Source organism: Pseudomonas retamae, from assembly GCF_043496865.1.
In the GTDB taxonomy this organism is placed as follows: domain Bacteria; phylum Pseudomonadota; class Gammaproteobacteria; order Pseudomonadales; family Pseudomonadaceae; genus Aquipseudomonas; species Aquipseudomonas retamae.
Map to the genome: position 1 here is coordinate 101,816 of NZ_JBIEIL010000007.1, position 26,593 is coordinate 128,408.

Annotated in this window: 23 protein-coding genes, 2 pseudogenes and 1 riboswitch; of the genes and pseudogenes, 14 read left to right on the forward strand and 11 right to left on the reverse strand. The window is 58.7% G+C overall.

Going from position 1 to position 26,593, the window contains the following annotated elements; translation table 11 throughout:
• The 5 genes from ACGSLL_RS15440 to ACGSLL_RS15460 all read left to right on the forward strand — a co-directional run bounded on the left by ACGSLL_RS15440 (position 1) and on the right by ACGSLL_RS15460 (position 3,531).
• Positions 1-888: a hypothetical protein gene (locus ACGSLL_RS15440; RefSeq protein ID WP_394506947.1), complete on the forward strand. Its 888-nt coding sequence runs from the start codon at positions 1-3 to the stop codon at positions 886-888.
• A 44-nt stretch (positions 889-932) separates the two neighbouring features.
• Complete coding sequence (locus tag ACGSLL_RS15445) at positions 933-1,181, forward strand: hypothetical protein (RefSeq protein ID WP_394506948.1); 249 nt, start codon at positions 933-935, stop codon at positions 1,179-1,181.
• 368 nt (positions 1,182-1,549) lie between these two features.
• Positions 1,550-1,921: a hypothetical protein gene (locus ACGSLL_RS15450; protein ID WP_394506949.1), complete on the forward strand. Its 372-nt coding sequence runs from the start codon at positions 1,550-1,552 to the stop codon at positions 1,919-1,921.
• 202 nt (positions 1,922-2,123) lie between these two features.
• On the forward strand, positions 2,124-2,816 hold the full coding sequence (locus ACGSLL_RS15455; RefSeq protein ID WP_394506950.1) for a transposase: 693 nt from the start codon (positions 2,124-2,126) through the stop codon (positions 2,814-2,816).
• A gap of 253 nt (positions 2,817-3,069) precedes the next feature.
• Positions 3,070-3,531 (forward strand): hypothetical protein, encoded by a 462-nt coding sequence (locus tag ACGSLL_RS15460; RefSeq protein WP_394506951.1) that lies wholly within the window; start codon positions 3,070-3,072, stop codon positions 3,529-3,531.
• Positions 3,532-3,684: 153 nt separating this feature from the next.
• On the opposite strand, the gene ACGSLL_RS15465 is transcribed toward ACGSLL_RS15460, so the two are convergent.
• Positions 3,685-4,728 (reverse strand): LLM class flavin-dependent oxidoreductase, encoded by a 1,044-nt coding sequence (locus tag ACGSLL_RS15465; protein ID WP_208937775.1) that lies wholly within the window; start codon positions 4,726-4,728, stop codon positions 3,685-3,687.
• A gap of 359 nt (positions 4,729-5,087) precedes the next feature.
• On the opposite strand from ACGSLL_RS15465, the pseudogene ACGSLL_RS15470 reads away from it, so the two are divergent.
• A pseudogene (locus ACGSLL_RS15470) lies at positions 5,088-6,020 on the forward strand (HAMP domain-containing protein); the annotation flags it as partial.
• Positions 6,021-6,281: 261 nt separating this feature from the next.
• Positions 6,282-6,878 (forward strand): annotated as a pseudogene (locus tag ACGSLL_RS15475) (methyl-accepting chemotaxis protein); the annotation flags it as partial.
• 141 nt (positions 6,879-7,019) lie between these two features.
• Here ACGSLL_RS15475 and ACGSLL_RS15480 read toward each other — a convergent pair.
• A complete protein-coding gene (locus ACGSLL_RS15480) occupies positions 7,020-7,505 on the reverse strand; it encodes a flavin reductase family protein (RefSeq protein WP_090284134.1) in 486 nt (161 codons plus the stop codon).
• A 323-nt stretch (positions 7,506-7,828) separates the two neighbouring features.
• Between ACGSLL_RS15480 and ACGSLL_RS15485 the strand changes: the two genes are divergently transcribed.
• Positions 7,829-9,235, forward strand: coding sequence for a purine-cytosine permease family protein (locus ACGSLL_RS15485; protein WP_394506952.1), 1,407 nt, complete (start codon positions 7,829-7,831; stop codon positions 9,233-9,235).
• A 32-nt stretch (positions 9,236-9,267) separates the two neighbouring features.
• On the opposite strand, the gene ACGSLL_RS15490 is transcribed toward ACGSLL_RS15485, so the two are convergent.
• Positions 9,268-9,510: a hypothetical protein gene (locus ACGSLL_RS15490; protein WP_394506953.1), complete on the reverse strand. Its 243-nt coding sequence runs from the start codon at positions 9,508-9,510 to the stop codon at positions 9,268-9,270.
• Between ACGSLL_RS15490 and ACGSLL_RS15495 the strand changes: the two genes are divergently transcribed.
• On the forward strand, positions 9,503-10,603 hold the full coding sequence (locus ACGSLL_RS15495; protein ID WP_394506954.1) for a polyamine ABC transporter substrate-binding protein: 1,101 nt from the start codon (positions 9,503-9,505) through the stop codon (positions 10,601-10,603). The two genes, ACGSLL_RS15490 and ACGSLL_RS15495, sit on opposite strands and share 8 nt — an antisense overlap.
• A gap of 123 nt (positions 10,604-10,726) precedes the next feature.
• On the opposite strand, the gene ACGSLL_RS15500 is transcribed toward ACGSLL_RS15495, so the two are convergent.
• Both ACGSLL_RS15500 and ACGSLL_RS15505 read right to left on the reverse strand, forming a co-directional pair.
• Positions 10,727-11,701 carry a TerC family protein gene (locus ACGSLL_RS15500; protein WP_394506955.1) on the reverse strand — a complete coding sequence of 325 codons (975 nt, stop codon included), beginning with the start codon at positions 11,699-11,701 and terminating at the stop codon, positions 10,727-10,729.
• Positions 11,702-11,823: 122 nt separating this feature from the next.
• Positions 11,824-12,612, reverse strand: a complete 789-nt coding sequence (locus ACGSLL_RS15505) for an AraC family transcriptional regulator (RefSeq protein ID WP_394506956.1) — start codon at positions 12,610-12,612, stop codon at positions 11,824-11,826.
• 82 nt (positions 12,613-12,694) lie between these two features.
• Here ACGSLL_RS15505 and ACGSLL_RS15510 point away from each other — a divergent pair, with 82 nt between their 5' ends.
• Positions 12,695-13,693, forward strand: a complete 999-nt coding sequence (locus ACGSLL_RS15510; protein ID WP_394506957.1) for a bile acid:sodium symporter family protein — start codon at positions 12,695-12,697, stop codon at positions 13,691-13,693.
• A gap of 89 nt (positions 13,694-13,782) precedes the next feature.
• On the opposite strand, the gene ACGSLL_RS15515 is transcribed toward ACGSLL_RS15510, so the two are convergent.
• A complete protein-coding gene (locus ACGSLL_RS15515; protein ID WP_394506958.1) occupies positions 13,783-14,382 on the reverse strand; it encodes a LuxR C-terminal-related transcriptional regulator in 600 nt (199 codons plus the stop codon).
• A 113-nt stretch (positions 14,383-14,495) separates the two neighbouring features.
• On the opposite strand from ACGSLL_RS15515, the gene ACGSLL_RS15520 reads away from it, so the two are divergent.
• Positions 14,496-16,127 carry an ATP-binding response regulator gene (locus tag ACGSLL_RS15520; RefSeq protein ID WP_394506959.1) on the forward strand — a complete coding sequence of 544 codons (1,632 nt, stop codon included), beginning with the start codon at positions 14,496-14,498 and terminating at the stop codon, positions 16,125-16,127.
• Between the two features lie 33 nt (positions 16,128-16,160).
• On the opposite strand, the gene ACGSLL_RS15525 is transcribed toward ACGSLL_RS15520, so the two are convergent.
• Together ACGSLL_RS15525 and ACGSLL_RS15530 are read right to left on the reverse strand one after the other, a co-directional pair.
• Positions 16,161-17,333 carry a cystathionine gamma-synthase gene (locus ACGSLL_RS15525; RefSeq protein ID WP_394506960.1) on the reverse strand — a complete coding sequence of 391 codons (1,173 nt, stop codon included), beginning with the start codon at positions 17,331-17,333 and terminating at the stop codon, positions 16,161-16,163.
• Positions 17,330-18,706 (reverse strand): pyridoxal-phosphate dependent enzyme, encoded by a 1,377-nt coding sequence (locus ACGSLL_RS15530; protein WP_394506961.1) that lies wholly within the window; start codon positions 18,704-18,706, stop codon positions 17,330-17,332. Before ACGSLL_RS15530 ends, ACGSLL_RS15525 begins: the two co-directional genes overlap by 4 nt.
• 360 nt (positions 18,707-19,066) lie before the next feature.
• Here ACGSLL_RS15530 and metE point away from each other — a divergent pair, with 360 nt between their 5' ends.
• Positions 19,067-21,355 (forward strand): 5-methyltetrahydropteroyltriglutamate--homocysteine S-methyltransferase, encoded by a 2,289-nt coding sequence (metE, locus tag ACGSLL_RS15535; protein ID WP_394506962.1) that lies wholly within the window; start codon positions 19,067-19,069, stop codon positions 21,353-21,355.
• Positions 21,356-21,991: 636 nt separating this feature from the next.
• Here the strand turns inward: metE and ACGSLL_RS15540 are convergent.
• Genes ACGSLL_RS15540 through ACGSLL_RS15550 form a run of 3 tightly spaced genes read right to left on the reverse strand, consistent with a single transcriptional unit; the run spans position 21,992 to position 24,779 of the window.
• On the reverse strand, positions 21,992-22,756 hold the full coding sequence (locus tag ACGSLL_RS15540; protein WP_394506963.1) for an ABC transporter ATP-binding protein: 765 nt from the start codon (positions 22,754-22,756) through the stop codon (positions 21,992-21,994).
• Positions 22,753-23,769, reverse strand: a complete 1,017-nt coding sequence (locus tag ACGSLL_RS15545) for a FecCD family ABC transporter permease (protein ID WP_394506964.1) — start codon at positions 23,767-23,769, stop codon at positions 22,753-22,755. Before ACGSLL_RS15545 ends, ACGSLL_RS15540 begins: the two co-directional genes overlap by 4 nt.
• Positions 23,766-24,779: an ABC transporter substrate-binding protein gene (locus tag ACGSLL_RS15550; RefSeq protein ID WP_394506965.1), complete on the reverse strand. Its 1,014-nt coding sequence runs from the start codon at positions 24,777-24,779 to the stop codon at positions 23,766-23,768. The genes ACGSLL_RS15545 and ACGSLL_RS15550 overlap by 4 nt, the downstream gene beginning before the upstream one ends.
• Before the next feature lie 141 nt (positions 24,780-24,920).
• Positions 24,921-25,113, reverse strand: a riboswitch (cobalamin riboswitch).
• 388 nt (positions 25,114-25,501) lie between these two features.
• Here ACGSLL_RS15550 and ACGSLL_RS15555 point away from each other — a divergent pair.
• On the forward strand, positions 25,502-25,729 hold the full coding sequence (locus ACGSLL_RS15555) for a ParD-like family protein (protein WP_394506966.1): 228 nt from the start codon (positions 25,502-25,504) through the stop codon (positions 25,727-25,729).
• Positions 25,726-26,517, forward strand: a complete 792-nt coding sequence (gene map / locus ACGSLL_RS15560) for a type I methionyl aminopeptidase (RefSeq protein ID WP_394506967.1) — start codon at positions 25,726-25,728, stop codon at positions 26,515-26,517. Before ACGSLL_RS15555 ends, map begins: the two co-directional genes overlap by 4 nt.
• The last annotated feature ends 76 nt before the right edge of the window (positions 26,518-26,593 follow it).

Here is a 26,593-nt window from a genome sequence, read left to right on the forward strand (position 1 = left end):
ATGCCGGGAGCCGATCAGGCCAAAGCTAACCTCCTGGCAATGTCACAACTGATCGCGGTGCTCTCCGCCGTAGTTGCCGACACCGACCCAAATATCGCAGCAAACATCGCGGCGACTGCGACGCAATACAATTACCTTTCACACTCGGACCTTGAGCGGGCTGCGCACGAGTTGTCCGCTTGTGGCAATGACGCGGCCTGTGCCAATACGAAATACGCGGAGTATCACGACCTTAGTCAGAAGCAAGACATTCAGGCGGTTGCTCAGTGTGCGGCGAACCCCGCCAACTGTGACAATCTTTCGAGACTTGTCGCTGAAGCCGAGGCGAAGGCGCAGCAACTGAAAGACTTGGCAGCTTCCGCATCCCCTGAAGCTGTCCAACTCTTCAACCTGTTGATTGCAGAGAACTTTGGATTCCAGAATATGCTGGCGGGTATCACCGCAGGGCATTCCGTCGCGGCAATCGCGGACACTCTGGTTAAGACGTTCAGAATGAGCCGGGAAGTGGCGATGGCTACCGCTGAAGGTCTCGTGACTGCAGCGTCTACAATGGGTCCGCTAATCAAGACGACCGCAGGCGGAAAAGGTATAGTCAAGGAAGGCGCAGGCGAAATCGCTGGTACCGCAAAAAAATTCTCAATTGCGGATCGCGTATTTGGCCAGCTCAACGACCCTCGAATGGGTCAGCTTGCAGGAAAGCTTGACGCCGACACATTGCAGATACTTGCCAATAATCCCAGCGCCACTCGGTTTATGGACGCAAGGACAGGGCATATCAATGTAATTCAAGAAGTTGAAGGGAAGCTGATTCGAATTACTGTGCCAAGAGACGAGATGAAATTATTTCCGTTGGCCCAATTAGACCTAACCAAGTTAAAAATTTATTAGGTGAGGGCGATTTTGTCCCGTTACCTTAAGTTCGCGGAGGACTTATGGCTTCAATTCATATTGAGGAAATTCAAAAAATCTTGTCTGGGCAAGGCAATAAAGATGCCTTGCCAAATCAAGCTAATGGGGAGGGTTATTTTGTAGAAATTAGATTGGACAGTTCTACTCGCAAGGCATCTAGGGATGCTGATGAAGAGTATAAGAATAAAGTAATAACTCTGGATTGCCCCTACGGCACAGTAGTTATTTTGTGTGATGAGGAAGGACAGTTAAAATCAATTGAATTAAGTTAGCTGCACTCAAGTGACTTTCCCAGCACCGGCCTTGCGCCGGTGTTTGTTGCACCCTGTTTGCCCTCGGGTAGCACCTTTCCTGCACTCAAGTTGCACTCGAAAGCTAAAGGGGGACAGACCACATTTAATGTAATTGACTGCAATAATACGTAAAAATTTGCCGTCACAAACAAATGGGGACACAAACAAATGGGGACAGACCACTTTTAGAAAGCACTCCAAAAAACAAATGGGGACAGACCACTTTTAGAAACCACTCCAAAAAACGTGGTCTTTCCCCGTTTCCTTGTCCCCGTTTCCTCCTTCAGGGTGTGAAGGGGGCTGTCAGCAACTAAAGATGGGCTTAGAGAGTTTCTGAGGAGACTGCATTGATCAAGGTTATGAAACAAATAAATAGTATAAACGCGTCCGGATATGGAAGTTTTATTCCCGGTATTGATCATGAGTTTTTAGGTGTTGGTATTTATCAGTTAAGTTTTGGGATCGACACTTTCAGGATTTTTCGATGTGGATTTTCGATTTTGTCAAAAGGACTGGAGAAAAACGTTTATTTTAAAAATATTAAAAAAATAAGGAGTCATTTAAATGCGTCGATATTCTCAGAGGCGTCTCAGGAAAGAAAATTTGATATTTTACTTCCATTAGCTATAGAGGCATCGGATGATGAGGTTGTAGTCGAGGTTCCGCTACTGATTTATTCGAGGCTTCTGATTGTTTTGAATGAAATGCGTGACTTGTAGGGCTTAAAGACGGTCAGGCCACGTTTAACGGGTGCGAGAAATCGGGACAGACCACGTTTAGAAGTAAAGGAAGTAAAGGGGAAGTAAAGGGGGGGCAGACCACGTTTAATGTAATTGACTGCTATAATACGTAAAAATTTGCCGTCATGTTTACCTTTCGGCCCGCTAAGCTTTCAGTTCGACCAATTGAAAGGATTCATCGATGCCGCGTAGAGCCCGAGTTTTGATACCAGGCGTACCGCTCCACTTGATTCAGCGAGGAAACAATAAATCTGTCTGTTTCTTTACCGAAGAAGATTACCTTTTTTATTTGGAGACTTTGGTCGAGCAGGCTTCTAAAAATTATTGTGATATTCATGCGTGGTGCTTAATGACCAATCACATTCATTTGTTAGTCAGTCCTCATAATGCCAACAGCGCAAGCCTACTGATGAAAGGTGTCGGGCAGAGATACGCCCAATATATAAATCGTACGTATAGTCGCAGCGGGAGCTTGTGGGAAGGCTGGTATCGTTCTTGCCTTGTTGAGAATGAACGATATTTGTTGTGCTGTTATCGATACATCGAAATGAATCCCGTCAGAGCTAAAATGGTAAATCATCCGGCAGAATATCGCTGGTCAAGTTACCGTGTTAACGCACAATCAGAGCGATCACACATTGTTACCCTTCATGCTCAGTATTTGGCGCTGGGAGGGCAGGGCCGGCAACCGGCAGATGCTTATCGCGAACTGTTCAAAAATGACTTAGAGTCAGGATTGGTTGACCAGATTCGTGACGCGACCAATGGAAATAATGTTTTTGGCAGTTCAAAGTTTGCTATTAATGTTGAGGCAATGATCGGTCGATGTGTGCAGCGAGGGAGCCCGGGACGGCCGAAAAAACCAACAATTTAACGGAAAACGTGGTCTGGCCCCGTTTTCGCTCCCGGGAAGGTGCCTCCAAAGCTTGAGGCATTCACCAATCCCCCCCAAAGCCCGGTAACTCCTTTAACGTGGACAAGTAAGCCAGGAAAAACGTCAGGGAGTATTATTTATTTTCCGCCGGATACGGATCCATCAGCACCGGGAAGTACGTATATCCGATTAATGCCTGCTGGCTCCGCTCCTGTTCCAAGCTTGGAGAGGGGTTATTGGATCTCGGTGAAAAATGGGCAACCGATTAACCCGGCGACAGGCGGAACCGGCACGAAAGGACAAACACATCTGCCTTTGGCACCTGATACCTTTCCGCCAAAAAGATGAGGTGGTAATAATGATTGAGCAGAGAGATTTGGCTGAGTTTAAATCAGCAATTCTTACAGGCGTGATTGTCGGAATAGGATCGTTTGTTCTGATTTTTGATAATAGTGTGTCAGTGCTGATCCAGTGCCCCTTCGCCTGCGGTGATGAGGGAGCGTTGAAATATGGGCACGGCGAAAATCTTCATAGTGCTGTCGTCCTTTTTGAACTATTGAATCGTCGTGTGAAAGAGACGGGTTTAGAAAAAGGAGAAAAGTTGGTAATAACGTTTGATGATCGTAAGTTGCTTGAGATAATTCCTGAGGAAAATGGTTTTGAATCTTATGTTCTCACAACTCGACATGGAATTTGTCCCGTTTCGATCAGTTAGGAGGGCTGGAGGGTAAATGGGGGACAGACCACATTTAGAATGTAAACCGAAAACGTGGTCTGTCCCCGTTTACCCCTTTTCCCTGCCGTGCTGAACTGAAAAGCCCCGAACTGTTCGGGGCTTTTTTATCTGGGGCAAACAATCAGCAGTGACTCAACGAAACGCCGGCACCACATGCTTGATAAACAACTCCAGCGACTTCTTCTTCTCCGCATGCGGCAAGCTGTTGTCACACCAGAAACTGAACTCATCCACGCCCAGTTCCTGGTAGTACTTGATCCGCGGAATGATTTCTTCCGGCGTACCAATCATCGCCGTCTTGTGCAGGCTTTCCAGTTCAAATTCCGGGCGTCCGGCAAACTTCTCTTCCGGGCTCGGCGCGAGGAAACCGTTGACCGGGGTTTGCTTGTTGCCGAACCACGCGTCGAAGGTGCGGTAGAAACGCGAGATGGCTTTGGCGCCGACTTTCCAGCCGTCCGGGTCGTCGGCGGTGTGCACGTGGGTGTGACGCAGCACCATCAGTTGTGGGCGCGGTACGTCGGGGTTGTTGTCGAGTGCGGTCTGGAATTTGTTTTTCAGGTCGACGACTTCTTCGTCGCCTTTCATCAATGGCGTGACCATCACGTTGCAGCCGTTGGCCACGGCGAAGTTGTGCGAGTCCGGGTCGCGGGCGGCGATCCACATCGGCGGGTTCGGTTTCTGGATCGGTTTCGGCACGCTGGTCGAGGTGGGGAATTTCCAGATGTCGCCGTCGTGGGCGTAGTCGCCTTGCCACAGGGCGCGGACCACCGGGACCATTTCGCGCAGGGCCTGGCCGCCGCTGGAGGCGGGCATGCCGCCGGCCATGCGATCGAATTCAACTTGATAGGCGCCGCGTGCGAGGCCGACTTCCATGCGGCCGTTGCTGATCACGTCGAGCAGGGCGCATTCGCCGGCGACGCGCAGCGGGTGCCAGAACGGCGCGATGATGGTGCCGGCGCCGAGGTGGATGGTGGTGGTTTTCGCCGCGAGGTAGGCCAGCAGCGGCATCGGGCTCGGCGAGATGGTGTATTCCATGGCGTGGTGTTCGCCGATCCACACGGTGCTGAAGCCGCCGGCCTCGGCCATCAGGGTCAGTTCGGTGAGGTCTTCGAACAGTTGGCGGTGGCTGACGCTTTCGTCCCAGCGTTCCATGTGGATGAACAGGGAAAATTTCATGACGCTACCTCGAGTCTTTTGTCATTGGCCGGTCGCTTGCTGGCCTGTCGAACTGCCGTGAGCGCTGAACGCTCGCGAGTTTTATCACCCATCAGGCACGCCTTCGAGGACGGCTGGTCGGTTGATTGAATATTGGTATACCATAATACGGGATATCCGCAAAATATTTCTGACCGACACTTCGAACAAGGAAGGCGCAACAGATGAACATCAAACAAAAACTGACCATGGCATTCGCCGTGATCGCCAGTCTGCCGGTGTTGCTGGTGGCGGCGCTGATCATTCTCAATGTCCGCGATGGGGCGCGGGACAATTTCGTCGACAGCACCGGACGCGAAGTGCGTCAGGTCGAAAACGCGATGCAATTGTTCTTTGAGGGTATCAGCCAGAACGTCGCTTATCTGGCCGAGCATCCGCAATTGCAGAGCATCGACGGCAGCCTCAAACGCTATCTGAGCAGCGACGCCGCGCAAGTGCCCATGGGGCCGCAGGATCAGCAGTTGTTCAAGCTGTTCGCCGGGCTGGCCAAGGCGCATCCGGCGTACACCTATCTGTCGCTGGGCACCGAGCAGGGCGGTTACCTGTTCTGGCCGGGCGATGCGCAACTGGCCAATTACGACCCGCGCACGCGGCCCTGGTACAAAACGGCGATGGCCAATCCCGGCAAAACCTTGCGCACCGAAGCCTATTACTGGGCGGCCGATGATGTGGTGCTGGTCAGCACCGTGCGCAGCTTCAACAACCAGTTGGGCAACAATGCCGGTGTGGTAAATATCGACGTTTCGCTCAAGCAACTGACCGATCTGGTCAAGCAGATCCGCCTCGGCGACAGCGGTTATCTGCTGCTGATGGAGGCCAACAACACCGTGTTGGTCGATCCGAGCGATCCGGCGCACAACTTCAAGAAACTCACCGAGCTGGGTGATGGCTACCGGCAACTGGCCGAAGCGAGCAAAGGCCTGGTGGAGGTGGAACTGGCCGGCGAGCGCTACATGGCGCTGGTCTGGCCGTCCGAGGCGCTGGGCTGGCGGTTTGTCGGGCTGGTCAAAGCCAGTGAAGTGATGGCCGGGGCCACGCGGCTGACGTGGATCATCGGCGTTATCGCTGTCGTCTGCGCGCTGCTGTTTGCCATGGCCGGGGCGTGGTTTGCCGGGTTGATGGTCAAGCCGATACGCGGCGTCGCCAGTGGTCTGGAAGGCATTGCCCAGGGCGAGGGCGATCTGACCGCACGCCTGGAAGTGCGCGGGCAGGACGAAACGGCGCAACTGGCCGGCTGGTTCAACCAGTTTCTCGAAGCGATCCGCACCTTGATTCAGCGCATCGGCCAGGCGGCGGGGCAGATCCACAGCAGCTCCGGCAGCGCCACGGAAGTCTCGGCGGAGATGGCCGAAGTCGCGTCGCGTCAGCGCGAGGCGGTGGACATGGTCTCGACCGCGTTCCACGAAATGGTCGCCACTTCCAATGAAGTCGCGCGCTCCTGCAGTCAGGCCGCAGACTCGGCAGACAACGGCCAGCGTCAGGCCCACACCGGGCAGCAGCAGATCGATGCGGCGGTGAGCAGTGTCGGCCGTCTGAGCGAGGAAATCGGTCACAGCGCCGAGTCGATGCAGCAACTGGAGCAGGACAGCAACGACATCCAGTCGATCCTCGGCACCATTCGCTCGATCGCCGAGCAGACCAACCTGCTCGCGCTCAACGCCGCCATTGAAGCGGCGCGGGCGGGCGAGCAGGGGCGGGGGTTCGCGGTGGTGGCCGATGAAGTACGGGCGCTGGCAAAACGCACCTCGGATTCAACCGGCGAGATTGATGCGCTGCTGGGCAATCTGGCGCGGCGTACTCATCAGATGGGCAAGCAGATGCATGCCAGCCTTGAGGTGTCGCAGGAAACCGTGGTGTCGATCAACGAGGCGCGGGCGAGTTTTGAATTGATTCGCGAGTCGGTGGATGTGATCCGCGACATGAACACGCAGATCGCCACGGCGGCGGAGGAACAGCATCAGGTGGCCGAGGATATCAATCGGCACATCAGCCAGATTCATGGCGATGCGCAGTTGGTGGCGAGTCTGGCGGATTCGACCCGTGAGGATGCGCAGAATCTGACGGCGCTGTCGCAGACGTTGAATCAGTTGGTGAGCCGGTTTCGTACGTAATCAATAACCATCAGACACCGTATAAACCTGTGGGAGCGAGCCTGCTCGCGAAGAGGGAATGTCAGGCGACATCTGTGTTGAATGACATACCGCTTTCGCGAGCAGGCTCGCTCCCACATGGAATCCAGAGCGGACTCGAAATCAAACCAGCACCGGCAAAGCCCCCATCTTGCCGTGGCAATACACCAGCGGCCCGGCCACTTGCTCGGGCACGATCAGGTTTTTCACTGCGCCGACCATGATCGCATGGTCGCCACCTTCGTATTCGCGCCACAGTTCGCACTCGATCACCGCCGTCGCATTGGCGAGGATCGGGTTGCCCAGTTCGCTCAACGTCCACTCGATGCCCTGCGCCTTGTCCTTGCCTTTACGGGCGAAGGCGTAGGCTTCGCTTTGCTGGCCGCCAGACAGAACGTGAATGGCAAAGCGCTTGTTCTTGATCAGCACCGGGTAGGAGTCAGAGCTGTAGTTGGGGCAGAACAGCACCAATGCCGGGTCCATCGACAGCGAGCTGAAGGCGCTGGCGGTCAGGCCGACGATCTGGCCGTCATCGTCGAGCGTGGTGATCACGGTGACGCCGGACGGGAACGAGCCCATGACTTGTTTGTAAATGGCAGCATCGATCATTGGTCATTCCTCGGGTTTGTGCAGCGGTTTTTATTGAATTAATGGTCTGATGGTATACCAGTAATCTGAGTTTGCAAGCGCTTTCAAGCTGAACCGATAAACGTGCCGCGTTCGTCGGAAACTCAGTGTTTACGGGGCTTTCAGCTGGCTTGACAGCGCTGCTATGGGCGAGGATGGCGTATCAGATGGCGCGTTAAATCACGGATCAGTCTTGTGAAAAGTTTGGAATACCATAATATGGTCTGCATCTGAGGGGCGACCATAGAGTCCCCCCGGTTTGGCTTCATACAAAGATAAGAACAGACAAACTCGAGTTCATGCATATGTCCCAGATGTCCCGGCAAGATCCGTTGATCGAGAATCACACGGTCGATTACGTCCCACTCGCGGAACGCCACGGGAAGGCCCGCGACCTGTTCACCCTTTGGTTCAGCACCAACATTGCGCCACTGCCCATCGTCACCGGCGCCATGGTGGTTCAGGTGTTCCATCTTGATTTGTTCTGGGGGCTGCTGGCGATTGCGCTGGGGCACATGATCGGCGGCGTGGTGATTGCGCTGGCGTCGGCCCAGGGCCCGCGCATGGGCATTCCGCAGATGGTCCAGAGTCGCGGCCAGTTCGGCCGTTATGGCGCGCTGCTGATCGTGTTTTTTGCCGCGCTGATCTACATCGGTTTCTTCATTTCCAACATCGTCCTGGCGGGCAAATCGATCGTCGGTATTGCGCCGTCGGTGCCGGCGCCGCTGAGCATTCTGATCGGTGCATTGGCGGCCACGGCGATCGGGGTGATCGGCTACAACTTCATCCACACGCTAAACCGCATAGGCACCTGGGTGATGGGTGGCGCGTTGCTGGCCGGCTTCATTTACATCTTCGCCAATGACTTGCCCGCAGACTTCTTTACTCGCGGCAGCTTCAATTTGTCCGGCTGGCTGGCAACGGTGTCGCTGGGGATCATCTGGCAGATCAGCTTCTCGCCGTACGTGTCCGATTATTCGCGCTACCTGCCGGCCGATATCGGCATTGCCAAACCGTTCTGGGCGACTTATCTGGGTGCGACGCTGGGGACCATTCTGTCGTTTGCCTTCGGCGCCGTGGCGGTGCTGGCGACCCCGGAAGGTACCGAAGCGATGTCGGCGGTCAAGCAGTCGACCGGTTGGCTGGGGCCGATCCTGATGGTGCTGTTTCTGCTCAACATCATCAGCCATAACGCGCTGAATCTGTACGGCGCGGTGCTGTCGATCATCACCTCGATCCAGACCTTTGCCAGCCAGTGGACGCCAAGCATCAAGGTGCGCGTGGTGTTGTCGAGCGTGGTGCTCGCCGGTTGCTGCGTGGTCGCGCTGGGCGCTTCAGCGGATTTCATCTCGCATTTCATCGGGCTGATTCTGGCGCTGTTGCTGGTGCTGGTGCCGTGGGCTTCGATCAACCTGATCGACTTCTACCTGATCAAGCGCGGCTGCTACGACATCAGTTCGATCTTCCGCGCCGATGGCGGGATCTACGGGCGCTTCAACCTGCACGCAATCATTGCCTACTTCATCGGCATCATCGTGCAGTTGCCGTTCGCCAACACCTCGCTGTACGTCGGGCCTTACGCCAATCTGGTTGAAGGCGCGGACTTGTCCTGGCTGGTCGGCCTGGTGGTCACCGTGCCGCTGTATTACTGCCTGGCGACCCGTGGCCAAACGCAGCAGAGCAGGGCGGCAAAATTGGGTTATACCGACTAAGGTGACTGATACGGCTTAAGTTGATCCGCTGTTCAATCAATGCCCGGCCCTGTGCCGGGCATTGTCGTTTGCGCATCCCGGCGGTCATCGAAATTGGCCATATCGATCCCCTTTTGGCCGATGCCCCACTGTGATCCCTTGGCACTCTCGGCAAGAATCAAAGCCACAACGAAACGCTCGACCTTATTACCCTTGGCCGCCATTTTGGCCACTGCCGTGTACAGAACATAAAAACCATCGAACTCACGCCGCTTTTGGGGAACAACCATGGTCACGATGAAACGTATTCTGGGTGCCACCGTGTGTGGGCTGACGCTGTTGGCCAGCGCCGTCCAGGCCGAGCAACGCGAACTGCGCGTCTACAACTGGGCCGATTACATCCTGCCCGCCGTGCCCAAGGATTTCGCCGCGCAAACCGGCATCAAAGTGACCTGGGACACCTTCGACACCAACGAATCGCTGGAAGCCAAATTGCTCACCGGCAACTCCGGTTACGACTTGGTGGTGCCGTCGAACCAGTTCCTCGACACGCAGATCAAGGCCGGTGTGTTCCAGAAACTCGACAAGTCGAAATTGCCGAACTGGAGCCACCAGGACCCGGAACTGTTGAAACTGCTGGACAAGAACGACCCCGGCAACCAGTACGGTGTGCCGTACATGGTCGGCACCGTGTTGATCGGCTTCAACCCCGCCAAGGTCAAAGCGGCGCTGGGCGACAACGCACCGGTCGACAGCTGGGACCTGGTGTTCAAACCGGAGAACATGGAAAAGCTCAAATCCTGCGGCGTGGCGATGCTTGATTCGCCCTCGGAAATCCTCCCGCTGGCGCTGCACTATCTCGGTCTCGACCCGAACAGCCAGAACCCCGCCGATTATGAAAAAGCCAAAGCGCTGATGCTCAAGGTTCGCCCGTACGTGACCTATTTCAACTCGGCCAAGTACATGACCGACATCGCCAACGGCGATATTTGCGTGGCCATCGGTTACTCGGGCAGCTTCTACCAGTTCGGCAACCGCGCCAAAGAGGCGGGCAATGGTGTGGTGGTCGACTGGCGTTTGCCGAAGGAAGGCGCGCCGATCTGGTTCGATACTTTCGCCATTCCGAAAAGCGCGAAGAACGTCAACGAGGCCCACGAATTCCTTAACCACTTGCTCGACCCGAAAGTGATCGCGCCAATCAGTGATTTCCTCGGCTACCCGAACGCGAACAAGGATTCGCTGGCGTTGATCAACAAGGAAATCACCGACAACCCGAACCTGACGCCGACCCCGGAAGCACTGAAAAAACTCTACGTGGTTCAGCCGTTGCCGCAGAAACTCGAACGCGTGCGGACCCGTGTATGGACCAGCATCAAGTCTGACAAGTAACAATCACCGCAATCCAAATGTGGGAGCGAGCCTGCTCGCGAAAGCGGTGTGTCATTCAACTTCGATGTTGACTGGTCCGACGCCTTAGCGAGCAGGCTCGCTCCCACAGGGTTTTGTGGTGTGTCATTCGGTGCTACGTTCAGCATTTCGGGTGATGACAAGGCTCAGCAACACCGAGCCCAGAATCACCGCGCCCACCACCGCCAGCGACCATTCCACCGGCATGTGGAACCACGGCATCAGCACCATCTTGCCGCCGATGAACACCAGCACGATGGCCAGCCCGTACTTGAGCAAATGAAAGCGATCAGCCATGTCCGCGAGCAGGAAGTACAGCGCGCGTAATCCCATGATCGCGAAGATGTTCGACGTGAAGACAATGAACGGGTCGGTGGTCACCGCGAAAATGGCCGGGATGCTGTCGACCGCGAACATCAGGTCACTGGCCTCGATCAGCACCAGCACCAGAAACATCGGCGTCGCCCAGCGCACACCGTTCTGCACGATGAAAAACCGCTCGCCGTGAAAACCACTGGTGATGCGCATGTGATTGCGGACCCAGCGCAGCAACGGGTTTTTATCCAGGTCCGGTTGCTGCTCGGCAAACACCAGCATCTTGATCCCGGTGATGATCAGGAAAACCCCGAACGCATACAGCAGCCACTCGAACTGCGACACCAGCCACACCCCGGCAAAGATCATCACCGCGCGCATCACGATCGCCCCGAGTACCCCGTACAACAGCACCCGTCGCTGCAATTCCGGTGGCACGGCGAAGTAGCTGAAGATCATCACGAAGACGAACATGTTATCGATCGACAGCGATTGCTCGATCAAATAACCGGTAAGGAATTCAAGGGTTTTCTGCCGGGCGATCTCGCCGCCGAACTCGCCGTGCAGATACCACCAGAGCAACCCGGCAAAGCTCAGCGCCAGCAGACACCAGGCAATCACCCAGGCCAGCGCTTCACGCACTGACACCCGATGCGCCTTGCGCCCGCCAAACACGAACAGGTCGAGTGCCAGCATCGCCAGCACAAAAACGATGAAGGCGCCCCACATCCACGGTTCGCCGATATTGAGGTTGGTCGCTGGCATGTCACGCTCCCTGTCGATGGGCTTGAGGTCAGACAGGGCCATGCTAACGACGGATTTATGCGCAGGAAAAATCGTTTATTTCTGGGCAATGGTTCGAGAAAAACGAAGTGTCGGAGATTTACCTAGCGGAAAAACTCCCCCGGCGTCTGCCCGAACTGCTGCCGAAACGCTGCAATGAACGCCGACGTCGAGTCATACCCGCACGCCAATGCCACATCGGTCACCCGTTCGCCTTTTTCCAATGGCGTCAGCGCGCCGAGCAGGCGCAGGCGTTGGCGCCAGGCGCGAAAGGTCAGGCCGGTGTCGCGCAGGAACAGGCGGGTGAGGGTTTTTTCGGTGACGCCGAATTGCTCGCTCCAGTGACTAAGGGTGGTTTGTTGTTCCGGGTGTTGTTCGAGGCTCTGGTAGATCTGCTTTAAGCGCGGGTCTTGTGGCAGCGGCAGCATCAGATCGATTGGCGCTGCCTCGGCCAGTTGATCGAGGATCACTTGCGCCAGACGCCCGTGGGCGCCGTTCTCGTCGTACTCAACCGGCACCTGACTGAACGCACGGATCAGTTCACGCAGCAGATCGCTGACGGCCAACACATGGCAACGTTCGGCGGCCCAGGCCGAAACGCTGCAATCGATGTACAGGCTGCGCATCTCCGTGTGCGGCGCGCTGAAGACCCGATGCGGCACGCCGGCGGGAATCCACACGGCGCGTTCCGGCGGGGCGACGAAGCGCCCGGCGCTGGTCTGCACTTCGAGCACGCCTTGAATCGCGTAGGACAACTGCACCCACGGGTGAATGTGGCGGCGGGTCAGGGCGCGATTGGGCAGCGATTCGGTTCTGCCGTATAGCGGCCGCGGCAGGCTGGGCAGCCCGGGAATGCTGCGGCGAACGCTGTTGGTCTGTCCTTTAGGCGGCATCTTGCGACTCTTAGGCGTTAGTCGGTAATTGCCAGTCACGTTAGAGTCGTCGGCAAGCACTGGCAACCCCCGGATGACTATCATGACGCGCCCCCGTTTTTTACCCGACAACTTCACCCTGACGCTGATCGGCGTGGTCCTGCTGGCGAGTTTTCTGCCGGCCAGCGGCCAGGTTGCGGTCGGTTTCGGCTGGCTGACCAACCTCGCCATCGCGCTGCTGTTTTTCCTGCACGGCGCCAAGCTGTCCCGCGAATCGATCATCGCCGGTGCCGGCCACTGGCGCCTGCATTTGCTGGTGTTCGGTCTGACCTTCGTGCTGTTTCCACTATTGGGGCTGGCGCTCAAGCCTGTGCTGTCACCGTTGATCGGCGACCAGCTGTACATGGGCATGCTGTATCTGTGCGCGTTGCCCGCCACGGTGCAATCGGCGATTGCCTTCACTTCGCTGGCGCGGGGCAATATTCCCGCGGCGATCTGCAGCGCGGCGGCGTCGAGTCTGTTCGGGATTTTCCTGACGCCGTTGCTGGTCACGCTGTTGCTCAACGTCCACGGTGATGGAGGTTCGACGCTCGATGCCATCGTGAAAATCAGCGTGCAGCTGCTGCTGCCATTCATTGCCGGACAGATCGCCCGCCGCTGGATCGGCGCCTGGGTCGGGCGCAACAAGAACTGGCTGAAGTTCGTCGATCAGGGCTCGATTCTGTTGGTGGTCTACGGCGCGTTCAGCGAGGCGGTCAACGAGGGCATCTGGCAACAGATTCCGTTGTTCGAATTGCTCGGGCTGATCGTGGTTTGCTGCATCCTGCTGGCGCTGGTGCTGCTGGCGTCGATCCTGCTTGGCAAGGCGTTTGGCTTCAATCAGGAGGACCGCATCACCATTCTGTTCTGCGGATCGAAAAAGAGCCTGGCCACCGGCGTGCCGATGGCGCAGGTGCTGTTCGCCGGCAGCACCATCGGCGTGCTGATCCTGCCGCTGATGCTGTTCCATCAGATCCAGTTGATGGTCTGCGCGGTGCTGGCCCAGCGTTATGCGCGGCGGCCGGAATCGGTGCCGGAGCTGATGGCTCAGGTCGATCCCTGAGGGCTGCGCCTCAGACGATATCGTCGATCAGTTGAAGGGCGGTATTGCAGCTACACGTCGATTGCTTGTAGGCGGATGACAAGCTGCGCCTACACCAGCCCGACATACTTCACCGCGGCGGCAGCACGCGAAGGCACATCGAGGACGCGTAATAAACAAGACACGTGAATGCGCACCGTGAAGGGTGAAATGTCCAGTTCACGGGCGATTTCCTTGTTGGTCTTGCCTTGCGCGATCAGCCGTAAAACCTCCTGCTGACGAGGGCTGAGGGCGCTGGCGGGTTCCAGCGGCAGCAAGCCTGACGGCGCAAACTTCACCAATACCTCGCCCGCGCGGATCGCCAGAATCGCCTGTCCGATTTCATCCGGGGCGATGTTCTTGCCGATAAAACCGTCAACGCCCGCGCTCATGACCTCGCTGATCAGCGCCTGGTCATCGACCATCGATACCACGATCAGCGTGGTGCGCGGCAAGCGTCGGCGTAGTTCGGTGAGTTGGGTAATGCAGGTCAAACCCGGAAAACGCAAGTCGAGTATCAACGTGTCCGGCTCGCTACCCAGCAATGCGGTGACAGCGTCGAGGTCTCCCGCCTCCTCGATGGTCGCCTCGGGCAGCAAGCGCTGCACAGTGCGCACCATCGCTTCGCGAAACAGTGGGTGATCGTCGGCTATGATGATCCGGCATGCCATGGCGCGACCCTCCCTGGGTCAAGCGTTAATCAAGGCTGGCACCTTAGCATCGGACGCGAAGGTTGCCTGTAGGCTGCTTCCGAAACTGACGAACGCTGCACAAGGACGTTTACATGAAATTCGAGAAAAACACCGAACTCGATCAAGCCAATCTGCGCATTATCATCGCGGCCATCGCCGTGGTTTACATGGTCGTATTGAGTTTTCTGCCCGGCCATCGCGTCGATACCTACCTGCCGGTCATTACCTACATCAGCCTGTTTTTGCTGGTTTCCATCGTGTTCCGTCAGGCCATTGCGCGCTGGCCCGGGCATTATCCGGCGCGGCGGATTTTTGCCATGATCCACGATTACACCGGCACCTGTTTCGGTCTGGTAGTCGGCGGCGAAGCCGCGCTGCCGTTGTACGCGGTGATGGTCTGGGTCAACCTCGGCAATGGCATGCGCTATGGCTCACGCTATCTGGCGGTCGCCACCGGTCTGGCGTTGCTGGCGCTGCTGGCGGTCTATCGCCTGACGCCGTACTGGCAGGCGCAACCGTTCATGGTGCTGATGCTGATGATCACCAGCACCGTGATCCCGTTTTACGCCCACCTGTTGCTCGAGCGTACGCGCAAGGCATCGGAGGAGGCCGAGGCGGCCAATCTGGAGAAGTCACGTTTCCTGGCTCAGGCCAGTCACGACCTGCGTCAGCCGATTCATTCCATCGGACTGTTTACCGCGTGTCTGCGCGAGTCGCGCCTGGGCGATGACGAGCGGCGGCTGGTCGATAACATCGACCGTTCACTGCTCAACGTTTCGCAGTTGTTCCGTTCGATCCTCGACCTTTACACCCTCGATAACGGCCGGGTCGAAGCAAAAATGCAAACGCTCAACCTCGGTGAATGGCTCGCGGACATCGTCCGCCAACATCAGGAAGCGGCGCGTTGGGCGGGTGTCGAACTGCGTTTGCGTCCCTGTCACCACTGGGTCAGAACCGACCCGGCGCTGCTGGCGACCATGGTGCAGAACGTGCTCTCCAACTGCTTCAAATACGGCGCGCAGCGGCCGGTGCTGATCGGTGTGCGTAAACGCGGGGCAGGGCTGGCTATCGTCATCCATGACTGCGGCAATGGCATTGCCGAAGAGCATCTGCACAAGGTGTTTGAGGAGTTTTATCGGGTGCGGCAGGTACGCGACAAAGATGTCGAGGGTGTCGGGCTGGGCCTGTCGATCATCAAGCGTCTGGGTGAACTGATCGATGTGGACGTTGCTCTGCGCTCGCGGGTAGGGTGCGGCACGGCGATGACTCTTGCCGGATTGCCAATCGTAGCGGCGCCGCAGTCACGGCTTGTCCGTGGTGAAGTGCGGCAGGTGGGTTTGTTGACGGGGCTGAAGGTGTGCCTGGTGGAGGATGATCGCAACGTGTTGCTGGCGACGTCGACGCTGCTCGAGCGTTGGGGCTGTGTCGTTCAAGCCGAGTGGTCGGCCGAAAACCTGGTCACCGACTGCGACATCCTTGTCGCCGACTATGACCTCGGCACCCACGCCACCGGCATCGAATGCATCGATGAAGTGCGCAGGCAGCGCGGTTGGGCGGTGCCTGCGATGATCATTACCGGCCACGACGTCGAAAGGATTCAGGCGGCTTTGCACGATCGGCAGATTGCGATTCTGTCGAAACCGGTGCACCCCGCCGAGTTACGCACGACGCTGCGCGGGCTGCGTGATCGACGAGGCGAATCCGCCGAAAGCGTTCTGACGTAAAGTCTGGTCTGCAGGCTTCACGTCAGTGCAGAACTAGATATTCGCCAGTGCCCTGGCCAGGTCGGCCCGCAGGTCTTCGACGTCTTCTACCCCGACCGACAGCCGCACCAGCCCATCGCCGATCCCCAGTTTCGCGCGGGTTTCGGGCGGAATGGTCGCGTGGGTCATGATCGCCGGATGTTCGATCAGACTTTCCACGCCGCCGAGACTTTCCGCCAAAGCGAAGATCTGCACGTTCTCGAGAAAGCGCCGTGCACCGGCGAGATCGCTGTTAAGGTCCACGGAAATCATTCCGCCGAAACCGCGCATCTGCCGTTTCGCCAGTTCATGTTGCGGGTGAGACTTCAAGCCTGGGTAATGGACGCGTTTGACCTGCGGCTGTTGCTCGAGCCACTGCGCCAGATCCAGCGCATTGCTGCAGTGGCGTTCCATGCGCAGCGCCAGGGTTTTCACTCCGCGCAAGGTCAGGAAGGCATCGAACGGCCCGGAGATCGCCCCGACCGCGTTTTGCAGAAAGCCGAGTTTCTCCGCCAGTTCGGCGTTCTGCCCGACCACTGCGATACCGCCGATCACATCGGAGTGGCCGTTGAGATACTTGGTGGTCGAGTGCAGCACGATGTCGAAGCCCAACTCCAGCGGGCGCTGAATGTACGGGCTGGCGAAGGTATTGTCGGCCACGCAGATGATCCCGCGGGCGCGGCAGATGCGGGCGATAGCGGCCAGGTCCGACAGGCTCAGCAGCGGGTTGGTCGGTGTCTCGACCATGACCATGCGCGTGTCGTCCTGCAACGACGCCTCGAATGCCGACAGATCAGCCAGATCGACAAAACTGAAGCGGTGCCCGGCGCTGCGCTGGCGGACCTTGTCGAACAGGCGGAACGTGCCGCCGTACAAATCATTGCCGGAGACGATGTGCGAACCGGCATCAAGCAATTCCAGCACGGTGGAAATTGCCGCCAGCCCCGAGGCAAAAGCGAACGCGCGGGTGCCACCTTCAAGGTCCGCCACACAGCGCTCGAGGGCGAAGCGCGTCGGGTTGTGCGAGCGCCCGTAATCGAAACCCTTGTGCACGCCGGGGCTGTCTTGCAGATAAGTGGAGTTGGCATAGATAGGCGGCATCAGCGCGCCGGTGGTCGGGTCCGGTTGTTGCCCGGCGTGAATCACCCGGGTCGCGAAGCCTTGGGATTTATCGTCGGGCTGACTCATGCAAGGGATCTCCGTAATTGGTTGAGCATGTCGGTGCGGGTGATCAGGCCATGAAAGCCCGTTGCATCGGCGATGATCGCGACGAGGCCACGGCTGAGCACTGCTTCCAGCTCGGCCAGCGTCGCGCCGGGGGCGAGGGTTTGCAGCTTGTCGGTCATCACGCTGGACACCGACTGGCTGAAGCGCGCGGCGTCTTCGTGCACCGCCATGAGGATGTCCGATTCATCGATCACCCCCACCAGTTGTTTGCCTTCGACCAGTACCGGCAGTTGCGAAACATCGGCCAGGCGCATGCGCTGGAACGCGGTCAGCAGGGTGTCGTCGGGGCCGACGCTGATTACCCGGCCGTCCTCGAAACGCCGGGCGATCAGGTCGCGCAAATCGCCGTAGCCTTTGCGTTGCAGCAGGCCCTGATCGGTCATCCACTGGTCGTTGTAGACCTTCGACAGGTAGCGCGTGCCGGTGTCACAGACGAAACTGACCACGCGTTTCGGCTCGGTCTGCTCGCGGCAATAACGCAGCGCGGCGGCGAGCAGGGTGCCGGTAGACGAACCACCGAGAATGCCCTCGGCCTTGAGCAACTGGCGCGCGTGATCGAAGCTTTCCGCATCGCTGATCGAGTAGGCGTGGCGCACGCTGGAGAGGTCGGTGATCGACGGGATGAAATCCTCACCGATGCCTTCAACCGCCCATGAACCGGGCGTCGGCAGGCTGCCGTCGCGGCTGTATTGCGCCATCACCGAACCGACCGGATCAGCCAGCACCATCTCCAGATCCGGTTGCACCCGTTTGAAGAAACGGCTCAGGCCGGTCAGCGTACCGGCCGAACCGACGCCCACCACAATCGCATCCAGATCATGTTCGGTCTGCGCCCAGATTTCCGGCGCGGTGCTGCATTCATGGGCCAGCGGGTTGGCCGGGTTGTTGAACTGATCGGCGAAAAATGCGCCGGGAATGTCTTTCGCCAAACGCGCGGCGACGTCCTGGTAATACTCGGGATGGCCCTTGCCGACATCGGAGCGGGTGATGTGCACCTCGGCGCCCATGGCCTTCAAGTGCAGGACTTTCTCGGTGGACATTTTGTCCGGCACCACCAGTACCACCCGGTAGCCCTTGGCGCGGCCGACCAGTGCCAGACCGAGACCGGTGTTGCCGGCTGTCGCCTCAACGATGGTGCCGCCCGCTTGCAAACGGCCGTCGCGTTCAGCGGCATCGATCATCGCCAGACCGATGCGATCCTTGATCGAACCGCCGGGGTTTTGCGATTCGAGTTTGAGAAACAGCGTGCACGGGCCGGTATCGAAACGAGTGACCTGAACCAGCGGAGTATTGCCTATCAGCCCAAGCACGGCAGGGCGTGAATCCTTTGACATTTCTTCACCTCTTGATGGTGTTGATCGCGTTCCGGTCGCGAAGAAAGACTCGCGTGCAACATAGGCTCAGCGCTCATCCGTCGCAACCCTTAGTCCTGCATTGGTGCAGCCGGTTTGATCTAACGATAGAACGAAATCCGCGTCGTGCCGCACGGGCCCTGATCGTTCCCATGCTCTGCGTGGGAATGCAGCCGGGGACGCTTCGCGTCCCATAACCTGAAGATCGCAGCCTGCGACAGCTCCTGCGCAACACGTCAGTCATGAACAAAACTTGTGATCATCAGGAATAGATTGAGTTTGTTTCATTACGTGCTGCTCCCGACAATACCTGCCATCGAATAAGCACTGGAGTTGTTTGTCATGGCACTGGCCCATTCCCCTGGATTTCCGCGCATCGGTCGCGACCGCGAACTGAAGAAAGCGCAAGAGGCGTTCTGGCACGGCGAACTGAACGAAGCAGGGCTTCGTGACGTCGGTCGCGAGCTGCGCAAGGTACATTGGGAGTTGCAGAAAAACGCCGGAATCGAATTGCTCCCGGTCGGCGATTTCGCCTGGTACGACCAGGTGCTGACGCATTCGCTGATGTTCGGCGTGATCCCGGAACGCTTTCGCCCGCACGACGGCAAGGTCACGCTGCAAACCCTGTTCGCCATGGCCCGCGGCGTCAGCGACGACTGCTGCGGCGGCACTCATGCGCAGGAAATGACCAAGTGGTTCGACACCAACTATCACTACCTCGTCCCGGAATTCAGCGCTGAGCAACAGTTTCAACTGGGCTGGGAACAGCTGTTCGAAGAAGTCCAGGAGGCACGCGAACTGGGGCACAACGTCAAACCGGTGATCATCGGTCCGCTGACTTATTTGTGGTTGGGCAAGGTCAAAGGCGCCGAATTCGACAAGCTCGATTTGCTTGATCGCCTGCTGCCGCTGTACGGCCAGATCTTCGCCCGGCTTGCGGCGCTTGGCGTGGAATGGGTGCAGATCGACGAGCCGATTCTGGTGCTCGACCTGCCGCAGGAATGGAAGAACGCCTTTGAGCGTGCCTACAACCAGATTCAGCGCGATCCGCTGAAGAAACTGCTCGCGACCTATTTTGGTGGCCTGGAAGAAAACCTCGGTCTGGCGGCGAACCTGCCGGTCGACGGTTTGCACATTGATCTGGTCCGCGCGCCAGAACAGTATCCGACCATTCTTGATCGTCTGTCGGCTTATAAAGTGCTGTCGTTGGGCGTGGTCAACGGTCGTAACGTCTGGCGTTGCGACCTGGAAAATGCCCTCGCAACTTTGCAGCATGCCCATGAGCGATTGGGCGAACGCCTGTGGGTCGCGCCGTCCTGCTCGCTGCTGCACACGCCGGTCGACTTGGGCCGTGAAGACCAGCTTGATGCCGAACTGAAAAGCTGGCTGGCGTTCGCCGTGCAGAAGTGCGAAGAAGTGGCACTGCTGGCGCAAGCGGTCGAGCAACCGCAAGCGCCGAAAGTGCTGCGCGCGTTGGCGCAAAGCCGCTCGGTGCAGACCAGCCGCGCCGCTTCGCCACGGATTCACAAGCCGGCAGTACAAGCGCGTGTGGCGGCCATCACGGCCAGGGACAGCCAGCGCCAGTCACCGTTCGCCGAGCGCATCGCCAGGCAGCGTGCTGGTCTGAATCTGCCGTTGTTTCCGACCACGACGATTGGCTCGTTTCCGCAAACTGCAGCGATTCGCCTCGCTCGCCAGTCGTTCAGACAAGGCACACTCAGCGCCGCCGACTACACCGAAGCCATGCACAGCGAGATCCACCACGCCGTACACATCCAGGAATGTCTGGGCCTCGACGTGCTGGTGCACGGTGAAGCCGAGCGCAACGACATGGTCGAATACTTCGCCGAACAGCTCGACGGTTATATGTTCACCCGCTTCGGCTGGGTGCAGAGCTACGGCTCGCGCTGCGTCAAACCAGCGGTGATTTTTGGCGACCTCAGCCGACCGCAGGCCATGACCGTGGAATGGATTCGCTATGCGCAAAGCCTGACCGACAAGGCCATGAAAGGCATGCTGACCGGTCCCGTGACGATGCTGATGTGGTCGTTCCCGCGTGAAGATGTCAGCCGGGAAACCCAGGCGCGGCAACTGGCGCTGGCGATCCGCGACGAGGTGGTCGATCTGGAAGCCGCCGGCATCCGCATCGTGCAGATCGACGAAGCGGCGTTCCGCGAAGGCCTGCCGCTGCGCCGCGCGCATTGGCAGGCGTATCTGCACTGGGCAACCGAAGCGTTCCGCTTGTGCGCCTCGGGCGTGCGGGATGAAACGCAAATCCATACGCACATGTGCTACAGCGAATTCAACGACGTAATCGAGGCCATCGCCACGATGGACGCCGACGTCATCACCATCGAAACCTCACGTTCCGACATGGAACTGCTCGATGCCTTTGAGGCGTTCGCCTACCCGAACGACATTGGCCCGGGCGTCTATGACATCCACTCGCCGCGGGTTCCGGAGGCCGGCGAAATGGCCAGCCTGATCCGCAAAGCCGCCCAGCGGATACCCGCCGAACGGCTGTGGGTCAACCCCGACTGCGGCCTGAAAACCCGCGGCTGGGCCGAGACCGAAGCGGCGCTGGTGCACATGGTTGCTGCCGCCCGGCAGCTGCGCAAAGAGCTGGCCTGATCGGCTTGCACACATTCCCCGGTGGGAGCGAGCCTGCTCGCGAAGGCTGTGGGTCAGACGATGAGTCCTTGATCAATACATATCGATCAAAAGCAACGTCAAAAGCCCCTCACCCTAACCCTCTCCCGGAGGGAGAGAGGACTGACCGGAGTGGATGTAAGAACCACGCCGACCTGCGATACCGAGTCGTACGCAGTTTCTGAAAAGCCCACAAATCGGCTCCCTCTCCAGGGGGAGAGGGCTGGGGTGAGGGGCAGCCCCACCACAAATCCCAAGCCAACCCCCCGCTTCTAACCACTCAACAATGAGCGTTAGCTCGAGTGCCCTTGATCTTGCCTAACCAGCGACATCGGAAGGCTGAGCGGAGGGATTGATCCGGGCGTGGGAGCGCAGCGACCGTCTGGCGCAGCCAGACACAGCGGAAGGAGGTGCAGCGCAGCAAACCGTAGCCGCTGCGCCCGGATCGATCCCGGAGCGAAGGAACCCGAGCCTGCGAGGGCCGTACGTAGGAGCAAGCCTTTTTGGGTACTTTTTCGGCGTCTGGAAAAAGTGCCTCGCCGTAAGGGCGAAACCGCCAGCCGCAGCACCCGCAGCAACGGATATGCACCCAATCAAAAAAAGGCCTGCCCCCCAAAGCTACGAGTGAAACCGCAAAATCCGCTCACCATCAAACGGATCAGTCAAATACCGCGCCCGAACCCCAAACGTCTCCAGCAAGCGCTGCGGCGTCAGCACCTCCAGCGGCTTGCCCAGCGCCACTAACTCCCCACGCTCAAGCACCGCCAGTCGATCGCACTTGAGCGCCTGATTCAGATCATGCAGAGCAATCAACGTAGTCACCGGCAACGCTTTCACGACGCTGAGAATCGTCAGCTGATGCTGAATGTCCAAATGGTTGGCCGGCTCATCGAGCAACAGAATCTGCGGACGCTGCGCCAGGGCACGAGCAATGTGCACCCGTTGCCGCTCACCCCCCGACAGACTGCGCCAGATGCGCTGACGCAAATGCACCGCATCGACATCAACCAGCGCCTGCTCAACGATGGCAGTGTCGGCAGCCGACCACGGTTGCAGCGCCGACAACCAAGGCGTACGCCCCAGCGCCACCGCATCGAACACACGAATGCCGTCATCGGTGTCAGCCTGTTGCTCGACCACCGCGAGTGTCTGCGCAACGCTGCGGCGCGCCATTTTGCGCAGACGCTGACCTTCTAGCAGTACCTCGCCAGCGCTCGGGTCGCGCAGACCGGCCAACAGCTTCAACAGGGTCGATTTGCCCGCGCCATTCGGTCCGACAATGCCCAGCGTTTCGCCGCGTTGCACCTCAAGGCTCACAGCTCGCAGCAACTCAGCGCCACGCACCTTGAAACTCAGTTGCGAACAACTCAATACCGCTGTCATCGCGCCGATCTCCGGCCCACCAGAATCAGCGCAAACACCGGCGCGCCGACCAGCGCGGTGATCACTCCGACCGGAATCACCTGACCCTTGATCAGGGTCCGCGACAGCACATCGGCAGCGATCAGAAACACCGCGCCGCCCAAGGCACTCGCTGGCAGCAATCGAGCATGACCAGTGCCAAGCAACAACCGCGCTGCATGGGGAATCACCAGGCCGACAAAACCGATCGAACCGACAATCGATACCATCACGGCTGTTACCAGCGCCGCACAGCCGATCAGCAGAATCTGCACGCGGCGCACCGGTATGCCGAGCGACGCCGCCGAATCCGCACCAAAGGTAAATGCATCCAGCGCGCGCCGATGCCACAGGCACACGACCAGCCCGAGCAAGGCTACCGGCACCGCCAGCCACACCGACGGCCAGCGCACCCCGCCGAGGTTGCCGAGCAGCCAGAACATGATCCCGCGAGCCTGCTCGGAACTCGCCGAGCGGGTAATCAAAAACGCTGTGAGTGCATTGAACAATTGCGAACCGGCAATCCCGGCCAGAATGATCTGTCCGGTGCCACTGGCCGAACCGCTGACCCGCGCCAGCAGAATGACCAGTACGAACGCCGTCACCGCACCGGCAAACGCGCCGGCCGACAGCGACACCAATCCCGCACCAACCCCCAGCAACGCGACCATCACCGCGCCAGTCGACGCCCCGGCAGAGATGCCCAGCAGATAAGGATCGGCCAACGGATTGCGCAGCAGCGACTGCAAGATCACCCCGCAGGTCGCCAGTCCGGCGCCGCAGGCAGCAGCGACCAAAGCACGGGTCAGGCGGTAATTCCAGACAATGCCTTCATCGATCGGGTCGAGCACATAACCGGCGCCCCACAGCTTGTTGGCCAGCACCTGCAGCACCACGCTCGGCTCGATCGACGTCTCACCGATCGCCACGCCGCCGATCAGCGCAAGCGCAAGCGTCAGCACAACCAGCAGCGTACGGATCAGGCGTCTGCTCATGGCGCCAGGTCGTAGGCATTGATGGCGGCGGCCAGTTGTGCGAGGCCGTCGAAGGTGCGCAGGCTGGCCTGCATGGCCATGGCGTCGAGGATGATGATGCGGTTGTGTTTCACCGCGTCCATGTTGCGCGTCACCGGGTCGCTGCGCAGGAACGCGAGTTTCTTCTGATAGTCGTCAGCCGGGAAACGCCGGCGATCCATGCGCGCGATCACCAGAAAAGTCGGGTTGGCCTTGGCGATGGTTTCCCAGCCAACGGTTGGCCATTCTTCATCCGACTCGACCACATTGCGCACGCCCAGCGTGCTCAGCATGAAATCCGGAACGCCTTTGTGCCCGGCCACAAACGGCTCGATGTCCATCTCGGCGCTGGAAAACCAGACCACTGCGCTGACGTCTTTGCGCTGCTGGGTTTTCGCCGTGGCGATCGATTGCGCTAGGCTGGCCTTGAGCTGTTCGTTGAGCCGTTCGCCACGCGCTTGCACGTCGAAAATCTGCGCCAGCTGGCTCACGCTCTTGTAAATGCTGTCGATGCGAAACGGCGCCAGCCGCGTTCCATCGGAGCCGACGAGGTTGTCCTTGGCTTCGCAATCGGAGGGCAGCAGGTAGGTCGGAATCTTCAATTCATGAAACTGCTCGCGGGTGCCGACCGCGCCTTGCGGGCCGACCATCCATTCCAGCTCTACAGCGACCAGTTCCGGGCGCTTGCCGATCACCGCTTCGAAACTCGGCTCGTTATCGGCGAGGCGCTCGATCGTGTCGTTCTGCGCCTTGTATTGGGCCAGCACGTCGTTGAACCACAGCGAGGTGCCAACGACTTTGTGGCCCAGCCCCAGGGCATAGAGCATTTCCGTACCGGCCTGGCCGATAGTGACTGTGCGGGTGGGGGCGTGCTGGAAGGTCAGGCTGCTGCCGCAATTCTCGATCGTCAGCGGATAAACGGTGGGTGCCGCTTGCGCAAAGGTGCAAAAGCTCAGACCGGTGATCAAGGTGGCAATGCGGGGCAGAAGCATGGGTCTGTCTCCAATGGAACCGTACGGGGAGGGCGGGTACGGTTTGGAAACACACCATCAAGCGCCATCAGGAAATAGCGCAAGGCCGTTCATCACGTAAAAACGCGCACGGCACGATGTCCTTCCCGGACACCCCGCCGGTTAGTAGTCATTGTGCCGGCAGGTCTCCTGACTGATGCGTCATCGCCTGGCTCCGGCCTTCCCAGGGTTACCCAGTGGCAGTCGTGGAGCAGGCTCGGCACCTACAGTTGCGGGGGCAGTTCCGATCGATGCTGAGCAAGCACCTCGGATTCCCTATTAATCCCATGCGGAAACCGGCGGCGGCATGGTAGACGATTTGGGCGGTTGAGGGGGAGATGAATCTGTTGGCGAGTCGGGATCAAGCCAGCCATCAATGCAGATCAAAAGTCCCTGACCCTAGCCCTCCCGAAACGTCGGACCGCCCGTAGGGAGAGGGGACTGACCGCGGTGTTTGGGCGACATATGGCCACACCGAGTACCGAGCTGAACACAAATTCAGAAGCTAACAAAGATCGGCTCCCTCTCCAGGGGGAGAGGGCTGGGGTGAGGGGCCGGGTCACTACAAGTCCAAAGCCGGCCGCATGCTTCTTACCACCAGCCTCCAGATCCTGAAAAATCCCAAAGTCACAACCCGGATTTGCAATCCAGGAACCCCCGCAGCTAATATACGATCCATATACATTTCGTATCGGGTCGCACCCATGGGCATCGTAAAAATTTCCGAAGACATGCACGAAAACCTGCGCATCTCCAGCAACGCACTCAGCCGCTCGATCAACGCGCAGGCCGAGCACTGGATGCGCATCGGCATGCTCGCCGAGCTGCACCCCAACCTCGACCACAGCGCCATCTGCCGCCTGCTGATCCGCGCCGAACAGACTGGCGGGCTCGACCTGCACCAACTGACACAGGAAGTCGCCCTCGCATGAGAAACCAGATCAAGCTCAACACCCCGGCCGAGATCGAGAAATCCCGCGCTGCCGGCAAACTGGCCGCCGAAGTGCTGGCAATGCTGGTGCCCCACGTCAAGGCGGGGGTGACCACCGATGAACTGGATCGGCTGTGCAACGACTACATCGTCAACGTACAGAAAGCCGTCCCGGCCAACGTCGGTTATCACGGTTTCCCGAAAACCGTCTGCGCCTCGGTCAACGACGTGGTCTGCCACGGCATTCCCTCAGCTACGCCGCTGAAGGATGGCGACATCCTCAACCTCGACATCGCCGTGATCAAGGACGGCTGGTTCGGCGACACTAGCCGCATGTATGTGGTGGGTGAGGCCACGCCGGAAGCGCAACATCTGATCAAGACCACCTATGACGCCATGTGCGCGGGTATTCGTGCGGTCAAGCCGGGCGCCACGCTGGGCGATATCGGCCACGCCATTCAAAGCCTCGCCGAGAAAGAAGGCTTCAGTGTGGTGCGCGAGTATTGCGGCCATGGCATCGGCAAGATCTACCACGATGAACCGCAGATTCTGCATTACGGCTTTCCCAATCAAGGGATGAAGCTCAAGGCGGGAATGATTTTCACCGTCGAACCGATGCTCAACGCCGGCAAACGCCATGTGAAGAACATGCCCGATGGCTGGACGGTGTTGACCAAGGATGGCTCGCTGTCGGCACAGTGGGAGCACATGGTCGCGGTGACGGAGACGGGGTTTGAAGTGCTGACCGCGTGGCCGGATCAGATCGAAGGGTATGCGGCTATCGGTTGATACTGCGCTTGGCGGTCAGAAACCCTGACATTCAACGCATAAAAAACGCCGCTTGAACAAGCGGCGTTTTTTGGGG